The sequence below is a fragment of the Streptomyces viridifaciens genome (assembly GCF_001888885.2).
Taxonomy (GTDB): Bacteria; Actinomycetota; Actinomycetes; order Streptomycetales; family Streptomycetaceae; genus Kitasatospora; species Kitasatospora aureofaciens.
The window spans coordinates 2467313-2482215 of the sequence record NZ_CP090841.1 but is presented as its reverse complement, the minus strand read 5'-3'; the positions used below and the strand labels follow the sequence as shown (position 1 = coordinate 2482215).

The 14903-nt window shown below is 73.5% G+C and carries 16 protein-coding genes; 11 read left to right on the top strand and 5 right to left on the bottom strand.

The genetic code is table 11. The features are described from left to right. Window positions 1-95: 95 nt before the first annotated feature. Window positions 96-320, bottom strand: coding sequence for a hypothetical protein (locus BOQ63_RS18145; protein ID WP_030288047.1), 225 nt, complete (start codon window positions 318-320; stop codon window positions 96-98). 82 nt (window positions 321-402) lie between these two features. Further along, window positions 403-1086 carry a 2-phospho-L-lactate guanylyltransferase gene (gene cofC / locus BOQ63_RS18140; protein WP_046386901.1) on the bottom strand — a complete coding sequence of 228 codons (684 nt, stop codon included), beginning with the start codon at window positions 1084-1086 and terminating at the stop codon, window positions 403-405. Between the two features lie 229 nt (window positions 1087-1315). Here cofC and BOQ63_RS18135 point away from each other — a divergent pair, with 229 nt between their 5' ends. The 3 genes from BOQ63_RS18135 to BOQ63_RS18125 all read left to right on the top strand — a co-directional run bounded on the left by BOQ63_RS18135 (window position 1316) and on the right by BOQ63_RS18125 (window position 4359). Beyond that, the gene (locus tag BOQ63_RS18135) at window positions 1316-2149 is read left to right on the top strand and encodes a lysophospholipid acyltransferase family protein (RefSeq protein WP_046386900.1); all 834 of its coding nucleotides are present in this window, start codon (window positions 1316-1318) and stop codon (window positions 2147-2149) included. A 14-nt stretch (window positions 2150-2163) separates the two neighbouring features. Beyond that, complete coding sequence (locus tag BOQ63_RS18130; protein WP_191093658.1) at window positions 2164-3147, top strand: NAD(P)H-dependent glycerol-3-phosphate dehydrogenase; 984 nt, start codon at window positions 2164-2166, stop codon at window positions 3145-3147. 66 nt (window positions 3148-3213) lie between these two features. Further along, window positions 3214-4359 carry a D-alanine--D-alanine ligase family protein gene (locus tag BOQ63_RS18125; protein ID WP_030554879.1) on the top strand — a complete coding sequence of 382 codons (1146 nt, stop codon included), beginning with the start codon at window positions 3214-3216 and terminating at the stop codon, window positions 4357-4359. Window positions 4360-4447: 88 nt separating this feature from the next. On the opposite strand, the gene BOQ63_RS18120 is transcribed toward BOQ63_RS18125, so the two are convergent. After that, a complete protein-coding gene (locus BOQ63_RS18120; protein ID WP_078938979.1) occupies window positions 4448-4966 on the bottom strand; it encodes a DUF3515 domain-containing protein in 519 nt (172 codons plus the stop codon). Between the two features lie 19 nt (window positions 4967-4985). Then, on the bottom strand, window positions 4986-5219 hold the full coding sequence (locus BOQ63_RS18115) for an Lrp/AsnC family transcriptional regulator (protein WP_030288036.1): 234 nt from the start codon (window positions 5217-5219) through the stop codon (window positions 4986-4988). Window positions 5220-5425: 206 nt separating this feature from the next. Here BOQ63_RS18115 and BOQ63_RS18110 point away from each other — a divergent pair, with 206 nt between their 5' ends. The 3 genes from BOQ63_RS18110 to thiD all read left to right on the top strand — a co-directional run bounded on the left by BOQ63_RS18110 (window position 5426) and on the right by thiD (window position 8490). Then, window positions 5426-6391, top strand: coding sequence for a thiamine-phosphate kinase (locus BOQ63_RS18110; protein WP_030288034.1), 966 nt, complete (start codon window positions 5426-5428; stop codon window positions 6389-6391). A gap of 252 nt (window positions 6392-6643) precedes the next feature. Then, window positions 6644-7669: an ATP-dependent 6-phosphofructokinase gene (locus BOQ63_RS18105; RefSeq protein ID WP_030288032.1), complete on the top strand. Its 1026-nt coding sequence runs from the start codon at window positions 6644-6646 to the stop codon at window positions 7667-7669. A gap of 23 nt (window positions 7670-7692) precedes the next feature. Further along, complete coding sequence (gene thiD, locus BOQ63_RS18100; protein ID WP_030288030.1) at window positions 7693-8490, top strand: bifunctional hydroxymethylpyrimidine kinase/phosphomethylpyrimidine kinase; 798 nt, start codon at window positions 7693-7695, stop codon at window positions 8488-8490. Between the two features lie 144 nt (window positions 8491-8634). On the opposite strand, the gene rpmB is transcribed toward thiD, so the two are convergent. Then, a complete protein-coding gene (gene rpmB, locus BOQ63_RS18095; RefSeq protein ID WP_014138233.1) occupies window positions 8635-8820 on the bottom strand; it encodes a 50S ribosomal protein L28 in 186 nt (61 codons plus the stop codon). A gap of 276 nt (window positions 8821-9096) precedes the next feature. Here rpmB and BOQ63_RS18090 point away from each other — a divergent pair, with 276 nt between their 5' ends. From BOQ63_RS18090 to coaD, 5 genes are all read left to right on the top strand, one after another. Next, the gene (locus BOQ63_RS18090) at window positions 9097-10728 is read left to right on the top strand and encodes a DAK2 domain-containing protein (RefSeq protein WP_030554877.1); all 1632 of its coding nucleotides are present in this window, start codon (window positions 9097-9099) and stop codon (window positions 10726-10728) included. A 60-nt stretch (window positions 10729-10788) separates the two neighbouring features. Beyond that, window positions 10789-13014 carry an ATP-dependent DNA helicase RecG gene (gene recG, locus BOQ63_RS18085; protein WP_030288026.1) on the top strand — a complete coding sequence of 742 codons (2226 nt, stop codon included), beginning with the start codon at window positions 10789-10791 and terminating at the stop codon, window positions 13012-13014. 103 nt (window positions 13015-13117) lie between these two features. Beyond that, the gene (locus BOQ63_RS18080; protein WP_030288025.1) at window positions 13118-13651 is read left to right on the top strand and encodes a hypothetical protein; all 534 of its coding nucleotides are present in this window, start codon (window positions 13118-13120) and stop codon (window positions 13649-13651) included. A gap of 124 nt (window positions 13652-13775) precedes the next feature. After that, entirely contained in the window at window positions 13776-14360 is a 585-nt protein-coding gene (gene rsmD / locus BOQ63_RS18075; RefSeq protein WP_030288024.1) for a 16S rRNA (guanine(966)-N(2))-methyltransferase RsmD, read from the top strand. Between the two features lie 49 nt (window positions 14361-14409). Then, entirely contained in the window at window positions 14410-14901 is a 492-nt protein-coding gene (gene coaD, locus BOQ63_RS18070; RefSeq protein ID WP_030288023.1) for a pantetheine-phosphate adenylyltransferase, read from the top strand. Window positions 14902-14903: the final 2 nt, after the last annotated feature.

Here is a 14903-nt window from a genome sequence, read left to right as displayed (position 1 = left end):
CCGGGCGCTCAGTCAGGATTCGGCGGCAGCCGTCGGCCGGGTGCGGGGAACCGCGGGACCGGGGGGACCGGGGGGATGGGCGGAGCCCCGAGGGGTCAGCGCCCGTCGGCGGGGTCGGGGAAGGTCTGCAGCGTCACGAAGACCACCCGGCGGGCCTCGCCGGTGCCCTCGGTGCGGATCCGCACCCGTTGTCCGGGCCGCAGCAGCCGCAGGCCGCCGGCGTCGAAGGCGGCCGCGTCGAACGGCACCGGGGTCCCGTCGTCGAGCAGCACGGAGCCGGCCCGGGTGGCGGGGTCGAAGGTGAACGCGGTGGCCTGCATGCCAGCAGCATAGCGATCGGCCGGGGTGGGCCCACCGCTCAGGAGCGCTCCGGGAGCGGCTCCGCAACGCCTCGGACGCGGGTCAGGGACGACTCATCCGGGCGAACAGCGCACTGGTGTACGGGCCCAGGCCGAGCGCCGCCGCCTCGCCGAGGTCCGTGCCGGTGTCGACGTCCCGGCGCACCGACTCCACGCCCGCCAGGCGCAGTTCGAGCGCCCCGCCGGCCGCGTGCCGGGCCCGTGAGCCGTCCCCGAAAGCGGGGGAGAGCGGACGGCCTGGGGCGCTGGCGAGCAGGGTGGTGCCCAGGCCGGGGGAGTCGGGCAGGAAGGCCCGGCCGTCCGGCGGCACCGCCCGCAGCACTCTGGCCAGTTCGGCCGGGCGCAGGGCCGGCAGGTCCGCCGAGAGGGCGGCCAGCGGTGCCCGCGGCGCGAGCGCCAGGGCGGCCGAGGCGCCGTGCGACAGCGCCCGGTTGAGGCCGCCGCCGGGTTCGTCCGCGACCACCACGGCGCCGAGCGCGGCCAGCCGGGCGCCGGCCGCGGCGTCCCGGGTGACCACCAGGACGCGTGCGACGCCAGGGGTGGCCAGTGCGGCGGTGACCGTGTCGAGGGCGAAGGACAGGGCCAGACCGGCCCGGTGCGGCCCCGCGTACGGGGCCAGCCGGCTCTTCGCCAGGGCGAGCGGCTTGAGCGGCAGCACCAGCGACCAGTCGGTGGCGGGTGCGGCGGGCGCGACGGGCCCGCTGGGGCGTACGGTGTCCTGGGTCATCGGCGTCATTGTGACGCCGGTCCCGGAGCCGTCGCCAGGCCGTCCGACCTGTGCGGACGTGCGTTTGATCACGCCCGCCCGGCGGGTTGGTGCGGTCGCTCGACAGCCGGTGAGCAGGCGGGCGACACTGTTCCGCGCCCGTGCGCCGGGCCCCGGTCGCAGTGGTGCGCGGCGCCGGGAGGCTATGACCGCGGCACCCCACGTGCCGCATCGAAGAGAAGGAGCTGGGGTGGCCCGCCGCTCGTACGCCAAGTTCGGCAACGCCGACTACGGCATCTGGTACCGCTTCGCGGCCGTGCTGGTGAAGCCGGTGACGACTGCCCTGGTGAAGCCCGACTGGCGGGGCTGGGAGCACATTCCGAAGGAAGGCGGCTTCATCGCCGCGGTGAACCACAATTCGATCATCGACCCGGTGATCTACGCGCACTGGCAGTACAACAGCGGGCGTCCGCCGCGGATTCTCGGGAAGTCCTCGCTGTTCTCGATTCCCTTCATCGGATTCATGCTCCGTAAGACCGGCCAGATTCCGGTGTTCCGCGAGTCCACCGACGCCGCGCAGGCTTTCCGGGCCGCGATCGACGCCGTCAACAACGGCCAGTGCGTGCAGTTCTACCCGGAGGGAACGCTCACCCGGGATCCGGACCTGTGGCCGATGACCGGCAAGAACGGGGTCGCCCGGGTCGCGCTGATGACGGGTGCGCCGGTCATCCCGGTCGCCCACTGGGGCGCCCACGAGATCATCCCGCCGTACGGCCGGGCCGGTTACGGCAAGGGCAAGTTCAACCTGTTCCCGCGGCACCGGGTGACCGTGGCGGCCGGACCGGCGGTGGACCTGAGCAGGTACCGGGGCCAGGAGCTCACCGCCCAGGTGCTCAACGACGCCACCGAGGACATCATGGCGGCCATCACCGCCGTGCTGGCGGGGATCCGCGGCGAGCAGCCGCCGGCCGAGCGCTACGACATGCGCAGGGCCGCCCGCGAGCGGGCCGCCGCCGCGCTGGCCGAGCGCCGCCGGGCCAAGGGCGGCCCGGACGACAACGACGGTGAGGGGACGGGCCGGTGACCCGCTGCGCCGTGATGGGGACCGGCTCCTGGGGCACCGCGTTCGCGATGGTGCTGGCCGACGCGGGCTGCGAGGTCGTGCTGTGGGCGCGCCGCCAGGAGCTGGTGGACGCCGTCAACTCCACCCACGAGAACCCGGACTACCTGCCGGGCGTCCGGCTGCCCGACGCCGTCCGGGCCACCACCGACGCCGCCGAGGCGCTGGCCGGCGCCGACTTCGCGGTGCTCGTGGTGCCCTCGCAGACGCTGCGCGACAACCTGGCCGCCTGGGCGCCGCTGATCGAGCCGCAGACCGTGCTGGTGAGCCTGATGAAGGGCATCGAACTCGGTACCGCCAAGCGGATGAGCGAGGTCATCGACGAGGTCACCAAGGTCGGCCCGGAGCGGGTCGCGGTGGTCAGCGGGCCCAACCTGGCCAAGGAGATCGCCAACCGGCAGCCCGCCGCCAGCGTGGTGGCCTGCACCGACGAGTCGGTCGCCAAGCGGCTCCAGGCGGCCTGCCACACGCCCTACTTCCGGCCGTACACCAACACCGACGTGGTCGGCTGCGAACTCGGCGGCGCGGTCAAGAACGTGATCGGCCTGGCCGTCGGCATGGCGGCCGGCATGGGGCTCGGCGACAACACCAAGGCGACCCTGATCACCCGCGGGCTGGCCGAGACCACCCGGCTCGGCGAGGTGCTGGGCGCCGACCCGCACACCTTCGCGGGGCTGGCCGGGATGGGCGACCTCGTCGCCACCTGCTCCTCGCCGCTGTCGCGCAACAACACCTTCGGCATGAACCTGGGCCGGGGCATGTCGCTGGCCGAGACCATCGCGGCCACCCGGCAGACCGCGGAGGGCGTCAAATCCTGCGAGTCGGTGCTGGACCTGGCCCGGCGCAGCGGGGTCGACATGCCGATCGTCGAGGCCGTGGTGGACGTGGTGCACAACGGGCGGCCGACCCAGGAGGCGCTGCAGGCGCTGATGTCGCGCTCGGCCAAGGCGGAGCGGCGCTGACGCGACGGGACTGCGGGAAGGCGTTGACTCCCCGGAAACACCTCGCACGGTAGTCTCAAACCCGATATGAGCATCGAACAGTCCTCCCCGAACCCGTCCGCCCCGAAGCCGCGCGTGGCGCTGGTCTTCGGCGGGCGCAGCTCCGAGCACGCGATCTCGGTCTCCACCGCGGGCAGCGTTCTCCGGGCGATCGACCGTGACAAGTACGACGTGCTGCCGATCGGCATCACCCACGAGGGCCGCTGGGCGCTGACCAGCGACGAGCCGGCCCGGATGGCGATCACCGACGGCAGGCTGCCGGACGTGGCGCACGTCGCCGAGGCCGTCGACGGGCAGGTCGCGCTGCCGGTCTCCCCGGGCAGCCGTGAGGTCCTGCTGAGCGAGCCGGGCAGTGCCCCCAAGGCCCTCGGCGAGGTCGACGTGGTCTTCCCGCTGCTGCACGGCCCGTGGGGCGAGGACGGCACCCTCCAGGGCCTGCTGGAGCTCTCCGGCGTCCCGTACGTCGGCAACGGCGTGCTGGCCAGCGCGGCCGGCATGGACAAGGAGTTCGCCAAGCGGATCCTGGCCTCGCACGGCCTGGGCGTCGGCCACTACACGGTCGTGCGGCCGCGCGACTGGGAGACCGAGCAGGGCCGCGCCGCGGTGCGCGAGCGGGTCGCCGAGCTCGGCCTGCCGGTGTTCGTGAAGCCCTGCCGGGCCGGTTCCAGCATCGGCATCACCAAGGTCAGGGACCTGGCCGAGCTGGACGCCGCGATCGAGGAGGCCCGCCGGCACGACCCCAAGCTGATCATCGAGGCGGGCGTTTCCGGCCGCGAGATCGAGTGCGGCGTGCTGGAGTTCGAGGACGGCCCGCGGGCCAGCGTCCCGGCCGAGGTGCTGGTGGGCGAGGGCTTCGACTTCTACGACTTCGAGGCCAAGTACATCGACTCCTCCGAGGTCCGGATCCCGGCCGAGCTGACCGACGCGGAGGTCGCGGAGATCCGGCGCCAGGCGGTGGCCGCGTTCGAGGCCTTCGGCTGCGAGGGCCTGGCCCGGGTGGACTTCTTCCTGCTGGAGGACGGCTCCTGGATGATCAACGAGATCAACACCATGCCGGGCTTCACCCCGATCTCCGCCTACCCGAAGATGTGGGAGGCCAGCGGGGTCTCGTACGCGGAGCTGATCGACCGGCTGCTGCAGAGCGCGCTGCGCCGCTCGACCGGCCTGCGGTAGTGCACTGAGTGGGCGGGCCGGGACTCCCGGTCCGCCCTGCTGCCCGCCCGCTCGGGCTCCGGCCCGAGGCGGTGCCCGGGACGGGTGCTCAACCGGGGATGTTGGCCTTGACCGCCGGGGTTAGCGCGGCGGCCGGGTCGAAGGCGTTCTGCGCCGCTCCGGCCGGGACGGTCACCTCGACGTAGGCGGCGCGCATGGTCGTCACGAAGCGGTAGCCGCCGTCGCTCAGCTTCTGCGACCACCAGGTGACGTCGTCGACTGTCGGGGACCAGTCCTCGGCGTGCTCGCCGTTCAGCTCCTCCGGCCGGTCGACACCGCAGCGGAGCACCGTCCGGGGCGAACCGCCCCAGGCGGCCACGTAGGGCGAGGCGGGCGACGGGTCCCTGCGGGGGTGGCCGAGCAGCTCCTGCGGCAGCGCCGCGGCCAGCGCTTTGCAGTACCCGGCCACCCGGCCGGAGGGCTGCGGCACCTCGACGGCCGGGTCGGCCGAGCTCCAACTGCCGACCAGCGCCACCACGGTGCAGGTCAGCGCGACGGGCACGGCCAGCCAGCGGACCGGCGCGGGGAGCGCGGTCAGCGCCTCGGGGATGCGGAGTTCTCTGGCCACCCGCCGATGGTAGCCGGGGCTACAGGTGCACCACCGGACAGGTGAGGGTGCGGGTGATGCCCTCCACCTTCTGGACCTTGGCGACCACCATGCGGCCCAGGTCGTCCACCGTCTCGGCCTCGGCCTTGACGATCACGTCGTACGGTCCGGTGACGTCCTCGGCGGTGATCACGCCGGGGATCTTCGAGACGGTCTCGGCCACCGCGGTGGCCTTCCCTACCTCGGTCTGGATCAGGATGTATGCCTGTACCACGGGTGACCTCCCGGCGGCCGGTTGGGGGATCGCCGCCGTGATCGCCCGGTCTGGCACAGGGGTGGATGCGGGCTCACCGGCAGGCTGATCACCACGCTACCGCGCAGCGGGCCGGGGAGGGGAGACCCCCGCACCCCCGAAGGGCGTACGCTGCGCGCGGGGGAGCGCGACGGGGGCTGGAAGTTGGAAACGCGAGAGGACGGCAGATGCAGGGGACCGTGGGCGAGCTCGGCGAGTTCGGCCTCATCAGGGAGCTGACCGCCCGGGTACCGCTCACCGACGCGGTCGACCTCGGCCCCGGGGACGACGCCGCGGTGGTGAAGGCCCCGGACGGCCGGGTGGTGGCCACCACGGACGTCCTGATCGAGAACCGGCACTTCCGCCGGGACTGGTCCACCGCCTACGACGTGGGCCGCAAGGCCGCCGCCCAGAACCTCGCCGACGTGGCCGCTATGGGTGCGGTGCCGACCGCGATACTGCTCGGACTGGTCGCCCCCGCCGACCTGCCGACCACCTGGGCCACCGAGCTGATGGACGGGCTGCGCGACGAGTGCCAGGTCGCCGGGGCGACGGTGGTCGGCGGCGACGTGGTGCGCGGTGACACCGTCACGCTGGCGATCACGGCGCTCGGCGACCTCCAGGGGCGCGCGGCGGTGACGCGCTCCGGCGCGCAGGTCGGCGACGTGGTCGCGGTGAGTGGCTGGCTGGGCTGGTCGGCGGCCGGACTGACCGTGCTGCAGCGCGGCTTCCGTTCCCCGCGCGCCTTCGTCGAGGCGCACCGTCGGCCCGAGCCGCCGTACCACGCGGGCCCGGCCGCGGCCGACTTGGGCGCGACCTCGATGATCGACGTGAGCGACGGGCTGGTCGCCGACCTCGGCCACGTGGCCCGGGCCAGCGAGGTGGACATCGACCTCAAGGCCGCCGACTTCGACGTCCCGGCGCAGATGGCCGACATCGGACAGGCGGTCGGGGTGGACCCGTTGGTCTGGGTGCTGTCCGGCGGCGAGGACCACGCGATCGTGGCGACCTTCCCGCGCGGGGTCCAACTCCCCTCCCGCTGGCGGGTGGTGGGCGAGGTGACCGGTCGCCCCCGGGGCTCGCGCAGCGGCCGGGTGACGGTGGACGGCGCACCCTGGGACCGGGTCGGCGGCTGGGACCACTTCGCGGAGTGACGCACGTCGCCGAGCGGCGCACTCCGCCGGGTGACGTACTTCGCCGGGTGACGTACTCGGCGGGGTGACGGACTTCGCCGATTGACCTACGGAGTACGGCTGACGGGGCGTGGACGCCGGAACGGCGCGTGACGCTCAGGGCGTTGCGGCGGCGGGCTTCGAGGGGGCGTTTTGCGTAGGCTTGCGGCATCCCGGCCCGCCCGCCGTCCGGCGCGGGTGGGCCGATCCACTGCGAGCGGGAGCACGCCACACATGCGCATCGGTGTACTGACCAGCGGCGGCGACTGCCCAGGCCTCAACGCGGTGATCCGCTCGGTCGTGCACCGGGGCACGGACGTCCACGGCGACGAGATCGTGGGCATCCAGGACGGCTTCCTCGGCCTGATCGAGGGCCGCACCCGCCCGGTCTCGCACGACGACGTCACCGGTCTGCTCACCCTCGGCGGCACCATCCTGGGCTCGGCCCGGGTCCGGCGCGACCGGATCGCCTGGGCGGTGGAGAACGCCAGGACGCTGGCCCGGGACATCCGCATCGACGCGCTGATCGCGATCGGCGGCGAGGGCACGCTGACCGCCGCCAAGCTGTTCAGCGACGCCGGGCTGCCGGTCGTCGCGGTGCCCAAGACCATCGACAACGACATCGACGCCACCGACGTCACCTTCGGCTTCGACACCGCGGTGCACGTGGCGACCGAGGCGATCGACCGGCTGAAGACCACCGCCGAGTCCCACCAGCGCGTCATGGTGGTGGAGTTGATGGGCCGACACACCGGCTGGATCACCCTCACCGCGGGCATGGCCGGCGGCGCCCACGGCATCCTGATCCCGGAGAAGCCCTTCGACATCGAGGCGGTGGCCCGGATGGTCGAGGACCGCTTCGACCGCGGCAAGAAGTTCGCCATCATCGCCGTCGCCGAGGGCGCCGGCCCGATGCCCGGCACCATGCGCTTCGACCACGGCGAGGTCGACCAGTACGGCCACCGCACCTTCGGCGGGATCGGCAACCGGCTAGCCCACGAGCTGGAGAACCTGCTCGGCAAGGAGGCCCGCCCGGTCATCCTCGGCCACACCCAGCGCGGCGGCACCCCGACCGCCCGGGACCGGGTGCTCGCCACCCGCTTCGGCTGGCACGCGGTGGAGGCCGTCCACCGGGGCGAGTTCGGGCACTTCACCGCACTGCGCCGGACCGCCATCGAGCTGCTGCCGATCGGCCACGCGGTGACCCGGCTGAAGACCGTGCCGGAGAACCGCTGGGCGGAGTCCGAGGCCGTGCTCTGAACCGCCGGAGGTAGGTTGGGCGCATGTCCTCCACCGCACCTCCCCGCGTGCTCACCGTCGCCGGCTCCGACTCCGGCGGCGGCGCCGGCATCCAGGCCGACCTCAAGGCGATGCTCGCCCTCGGCGTCCACGGCATGAGCGTGATCACCGCCGTCACCGCGCAGAACTCGCTCGGCGTCCAGGGCTACTGGGAACTGCCCGCCGAGGCCGTCCGGGCGCAGTTCCGCAGTGTGGTGGACGACATCGGGGTGCAGGCCGTGAAGACCGGCATGCTCGCCTCCATCGAACTGGTCGAGACCGTCGCCGACCTGCTCTCCGGGGTGGACGCCCCGGTGGTGGTCGACCCGGTCGGCGTCTCCAAGCACGGGGACGCGCTGCTGGCCGCCGAGGCGGTGGCCACCGTCCGGGAGAAGCTGCTGCCGGTCGCCACCGTGGTCACCCCCAACCTGCACGAGGTGACGCAGCTCACCGGCCGGACCGTCGAGGACGAGTCGCAGATGCTGGCCGCCGCCGGGGCGCTGCTGGACCTCGGGCCGCGCTGGGTGCTGGTCAAGGGCGGCCACCTGGAGGGCGAGGCCGCCGACCTGCTGTACGGCGGGCCCGACGAGGTGCACTGGTACCGCGCGCCGCGCTACGACAACCGGCACACCCACGGCACCGGCTGCACCCTGGCCAGCTCGATCGCGGCCGGCCTGGCCAAGGGCGAGTCGCTGCCCGAGGCGGTGGGCTCGGCCAAGGAGTACATCACCGGCGCGATCGCCGGGGGCTTCGCCCTGGGCGCCGGGATCGGCCCGGTCGACCACGCCTGGCGCTGGCGCTAGGTCGAACGCAGCGATGGGCGGGCCCCCGAGGGGGTCCGCCCATCGCTGGTGCGTCCGGAAAGCGTGACCGGTCCCGGAAACAGCGAAGTCGGCTCACCCGGGGATGAACCGACTCACTGGAGGACCGGCATGCCGGTCTGCGCGTCAGCGCGAGACCTTACCGGCCTTGATGCACGAGGTGCAGACGTTGAGCCGCTTCGGCGTCCGCCCAATCACAGCGCGCACCGTCTGGATGTTGGGGTTCCAACGACGGGGGGTACGGCGGTGAGAGTGGGAGATGCTGTTGCCGAAGCCCGGCCCCTTGCCGCAGACGTCGCAGTTGGCAGCCACAGGAGTCACTCCAAGACTTCAGATCAGTTACTTTCGAAAACCCCGCCCACCCACCGGAGCACTCGCGTGAACCAGACCGGACCAGGGGGGTGAGCCTGGACGGTTCCAGGCAACCGGAAGAGCATACAACGCTTGCTTCCGTCCCACGAAACTACCATGACCGGCCGAGTGATCGCTCCGGTCGCCGGTCCGGGCACCCCTCCCCGGGCCCCGATAACCTGCGGGTACCGCCGTTCACTCTCAGGCCATATCGGCGTCCCATCCGGAGGAGACCTGGTGCTGCACACGCTCGACGCCCCGGCCGTGCGCACCTGGTGCCAGCTCGCCCTGCGCGCGCTCGGCCAGGCCCGCGAGGAGATCGACGCGCTCAACGTCTATCCGGTCCCGGACGGCGACACCGGCACCAACCTCTACCTGACCGTCGAGTCCGCCGCCGCCGAGGTGGAGAGCCGCTTCGCCGACCCCGCCGCCGACCCGGCTCCCGGACTGGCCGAGACCGTCCGGGCGATGGCCCGCGGCGCACTGATCGGCGCCCGCGGCAACTCCGGCGTGATCCTCGCCCAGTGGCTGCGCGGCACCGCGGAGAAGCTCGCCGAGGGCGGTGGCGCCGACCAGCTGCGGTCCGCCCTGCAGCGGGCCGCCGACTCCGCGTACCAGGCCGTCGCGGAGCCCGTCGAGGGCACCCTGCTCACCGTCGCCCGGGTCGCCGCCCGCGAGGCGGTACGGGCCGGGGACGGGCTCGCGCAGGTCGCCGACACCGCCCACCGGGCGGCCCGGGACGCGCTGCGGCAGACTCCCGAGCAGCTCGCCGTGCTGGCCGAGAACGGGGTGGTGGACGCCGGTGGGCGCGGCCTGGTGGCCGTCCTCGGCGCGCTCGCCGACGCCGTCGCCGGGCAGCAGCCGATGGGACCGGTCGCGCTGCGCGGCGACGTCCGGGTGGTGGAGAGCTGCGAGGTGCACCTGCGGCCGCCCGGCCCCGGCCACCCCGCCTTCGAGGTCATCTACCTGCTGGACGCACCCGACCGGGCACTGCCCGGGCTGCGCGAGCGGCTCGGCCGGCTCGGCGACTCGCTGGTGATCGGCGGCGGCGACGGCCTGTGGAACGTGCACGTCCACGTGGACGACGCGGGCGCCGCCGTGGAAGCCGGGGTCGAGGCCGGACGCCCGCACCAGATCCGGATCACCCACTTCGCGGAGGCCGCCGCCCGGGCCGGCACCGCCGCCGAGCGCGGCGAACGCGAGGAACGGGCCCGCGCGGTGCTCTCCGTGGTCTCCGGCGAGGGGCTGGCCGAGTTGTGCGAGCAGGCCGGCGCCGTCGTCCTGCACGCCGACCCGGACCGCCGGCCGGCCAGCGCCGAACTCGCCGACGCGGTACGCGGCTCGGCCGCCCGCGAGGTGGTGCTGCTGCTCAACGACCCCGAACTGCGCGCCGCCGCCGGGGCCGCCGCCGACCAGCTGCGCGAGGAGGGGGTGCGGATCGCCGTACTGCCCACCCGCTCGCCGGTGCAGGGCCTCGCCGCGCTCGCGGTGCACGAGGGCGGGCGGCGCTTCGACGAGGACGTGGTCGCCATGACCTCCGCCGCCGGGGCCACCCGGTACGCCGAACTGGCCGTCGCCGAGGGGGAGTCCTGGACCATGGCCGGGGTCTGCCAGGCCGGTGACGTGCTCGGCCTGATCGACGGCGACGTCGCGGTGATCGGCACCGGGCTGGCCGAGGTCGGCGAGAGCGTGCTGGACCGGATGCTCGGAGCGGGCGGCGAACTCGTCACCCTGATCCTCGGCGAGGGCGCCGACCGGGCGCTCGCCGACCGGCTGGTGGCGCACGTCCGCCAGCAGCGGCCGGAGGTGGACTCGGTGGTGTTCCACGGGGGGCAGGAGTCCACACCGCTGCTCATCGGCGTCGAGTGAACCGGCCCGGGCGGCGAGCGGGCGAATATTCGTCGGTGCCTTGGTGTAAACAAGGGCCTGATGGGCGCTCTCGATGAACCACTGACCAAACTCGTCGGCGACCGCACCGCGAAGGTGCTCGCCGACAGCCTCAAGCTGCGCACGGTCGGGGACCTGCTGCACCACTACCCGCGCCGCTACGTCGAACGCGGCCAGCTCACCAGCCTGGACGAGCTGGAGATCGACGAGCACGTCACCGTGCTGGCCCGGATCGAGAAGGTCACCCTGATCCCGTTCCGCGGCCGCAAGGGCGACCGGCTGGAGGTCGTCGTCACCGACGGCCGCAGCCGGCTCTCGCTGGTCTTCTTCAACCAGGGCTGGCGGCAGAAGGAGCTCAGGGCCGGCGCCCAGGGGCTGTTCGCGGGCAAGGTCGGCGTCTTCAACCGCACCCGCCAGCTGGTCTCGCCCGACTACCAGCTGCTCGACGAGGACACCGGGTCGGACGCGGCGGAGCAGTTCGCCGGCCGGCTCATCCCGGTGTACGGCGCCAGCGCGCAGATGCCCAGCTGGAAGCTGTCGATCTGCGTCGAGACCGCCCTCACCAAACACCTCGGCGACGTCGGCGAGCCGCTGCCCGCCGAACTCCGCGAGCGGCACGACCTGATCCCGCTGCCCGAGGCGCTGGAGCTGATCCACCGCCCGCGCAGCCAGGCCGACCGCGAACGCGCCCAGAGCCGGCTGCGCTGGGACGAGGCCTTCGTCCTGCAGGTCGCCCTCGCCCAGCGCCGGGCCGCGGACTCCGCACTGCCCGCGAAGCCGCGCAAGGCCCGTGAGGGCGGACTGCTGGACGCCTTCGACGCCCGGCTGCCGTTCACCCTCACCGAGGGCCAGCAGAAGGTCTCCGCCGAGATCGCCGCCGACCTGGCGACCGAGCACCCGATGCACCGGCTGCTCCAGGGCGAGGTCGGTTCGGGCAAGACCCTGGTCGCGCTGCGCGCCATGCTCGCGGTGGTGGACGCCGGGGGCCAGGCCGTACTGCTCGCGCCGACCGAGGTGCTCGCCCAGCAGCACCACCGCTCGATCGTCGAGATGATGGGCGACCTCGCCGAGGGCGGCATGCTCGGCGGCTCCGACCTCGGCACCCGGGTGGTGCTGCTGACCGGCTCGATGGGCGCCCCGGCCCGCCGCCAGGCGCTGCTGGACATGGCCTGCGGGGATGCCGGGATCGCCATCGGCACCCACGCGCTGATCGAGGACAAGGTCCAGTTCCAGGACCTCGGCCTGGTCGTGGTGGACGAGCAGCACCGCTTCGGCGTCGAGCAGCGGGACGCGCTGCGCGCCAAGGGCGAGCAGCCGCCGCACCTGCTGGTGATGACCGCCACCCCGATCCCGCGCACCGTCGCGATGACCGTCTTCGGGGACCTGGAGACCTCCGTCCTGGACCAGCTCCCGGCCGGCCGCTCGCCGATCTCCACCCACGTCGTGCCGGCGCTGGAGAAGCCCAACTTCCTCACCCGGGCCTGGGAGCGGGTCCGCGAGGAGGTCGGCAAGGGCCACCAGGCGTACGTGGTCTGCCCCCGGATCGGGGACGAGGAGCCGGCGGCCGACCCCAAGGGCGCGAAGAAGAAGCGCAGGGCGGCCGAGGAGGACTTCGAGGAGATCGCGGACGCCGGCGCCGGGAGCGACGAACGGCGGCCCCCGCTCTCCGTGGTGGAGACCGCCGAGATGCTGGTGCGGGGACCGCTGAGCGGCCTGCGGGTGGAGATCCTGCACGGCCGGCTCGCTCCGGAGGCCAAGGACGAGGTGATGCGCCGGTTCGCCGCGGGGGAGGTGGACGTCCTTGTCGCCACCACCGTTATCGAGGTCGGCGTGAACGTCCCCAACTCCACCGTGATGGTCATCATGGACGCCGACCGCTTCGGCGTCTCCCAGCTCCACCAGCTGCGCGGCCGGGTCGGCCGGGGCAGCGCGGCGGGCCTGTGCCTGCTGGTCAGCGAGATGCCCGGCGGCAGCGCCGCCCGAGCCCGGCTGGACGCGGTGGCCGGCACCCTGGACGGCTTCGAGCTCTCCCGGATCGACCTCGAACAGCGCCGCGAGGGCGACGTGCTGGGCCAGGCGCAGTCCGGGGTGAAGTCCTCGCTCAAGGTGCTCTCGGTGCTGGAGGACGAGGAGGTCATCCTCACCGCCCGGACCGAGGCCACCCGGCTGGTCGCCGAGGACCCGGACCTGGCCGCCCACCCGGAGCTGCGCACCGCGCTGGAGAGCCTGCTCGACGAGGACCGCGCGGCCTACATGGAGAAGGGCTGAGCGGGCCTCGCGGGCCCGGACTGTCAGACCCCCGCGAGAGAATGAAGTTGTTCAGGGCGCACCCTCAAGGTGCGTACCTGGCACGACACTTGGGGGTCCTGCCATGGCATTCCGTCATCTCAACGAGCTCCCGCTGGGCGACAAGGTCTTCCGGATCGAACTCGCCAGCGACGACGACCGCGAGGTCACCCTCACCCTGACCGGCTGGCGCGAGGGGGCGGCCGCCGCGCCGCTCGCCTCGGGCAAGCTCCGCCTGCCGGTCGAGGACGTCGCCTCGCTGCGGATCGCGCTCAACCGCGCGCTGCGGGCGCTGGCGATCGTCGCCGACGTCTCCGAGCCCATCCCCGACCGCGACGTGCTGCGCGAGCTGTACCCCGGCCACGGCGCCCCCTGGGTGCCGCAGCACGAGGAGGAGCTGGTCCGGCGCTTCCACGACGGCGAGACCGTCGCCCGGATCGCCGCCCGCTTCGGCCGCACCCCCGACTCCGTCCGGACCAAGCTGCGCGAGCTCGGGCACGACCCGCGCCGCCCCGAGTTCTGCCCGCCCGACGGCTGCCTGTCCTGGTCCCGCTACGCCTCGCCGGCCCTGCTCGGCGCGGCGGTCCCGGGTCAGCAGGCGGGCTCCGAGGCGAGCTGACCACCCGAGCGCGTGACCGTGGCCCGGCGGGGGCGTCTGCGCCGGGCCACGGGGGTTCGGCGTGAGCGCGGTGCGGTGAGCGGGATAGCGTGGTCGGGCAGCGACGAAAGGACCTTCCACCACCATGACCCGCGTGATCGCCGGGTCGGCCGGCGGCCGCCGGCTGGCCGTACCGCCCGGCCGGGGCACCCGTCCGACCTCCGACAAGGCCCGGGAGGCGATGTTCTCCACGCTGGAGGCGTTCCGCGGCACCCTGCACGGGGCCCGGATGCTGGACCTGTTCGGCGGGTCCGGCGCGGTCGGGCTGGAGGCGCTGTCGCGCGGCGCCGAGCACGTCCTGCTGGTCGAGGCGGACGGCCAGGCGGCCCGGGTGATCCGGGAGAACGTCCGGACGATCGGCCTGCCGGGCGCAGAGGTGCGGGCCGCCAAGGCGGAGAAGGTGATCGCCGGGCCGCCCCCGCAGACCCCCTACGACCTGGTCTTCCTCGACCCGCCGTACGCCGTGACGGACGAGGAGTTGCGCGAGATGCTGATCACACTGTCGGCCGGGGGCTGGCTCGCGGAGGACGCACTCGTCACCGTGGAGCGCAGCACCCGTGGCGGCGAGTTCGGCTGGCCCGAGGGCTTCGAGGTGCTGCGCTCGCGCCGCTACGGCGAGGGCACGCTCTGGTACGGTCGCGCCGCCGCCGAGGCCAGCGATCACGAGTAGCGGGCCGCGGCCCGCAGCAGCCGTCACCCCACGAGGGAGCACACACGCCATGCGCCGAGCCGTCTGCCCCGGTTCGTTCGACCCGATCCACAACGGCCACCTCGAAATCATCGAGCGGGCCTCGAAGCTCTACGACGTGGTGCATGTCGCGGTCCTCATCAACCGGAACAAGCAGGGCATGTTCACCGTCGAGGAGCGGATCGGCCTGATCGAGGAGGTCACCGCCCAGTTCGGGAACGTGGTGGTCGAGTCGCACCACGGCCTGCTGGTGGACTTCTGCCGGGAGCGCGGCATCCCCGCGATCATCAAGGGCCTGCGCGCGGTCAGCGACTTCGACTACGAGCTGCAGATGGCCCAGATGAACCACGGTCTGACCGGTGTGGAGACGCTGTTCCTGCCGACCTCTCCGACGTACAGCTTCCTCTCCTCGACGCTGGTCAAGGAGGTCGCCTCGTACGGCGGCGACGTCTCGCACCTGCTGCCCGAGACGGTGCACCGCCGGCTGGTCGAGCGGATCGCGGAGCGCAGGGCCGAGCAGTAGGG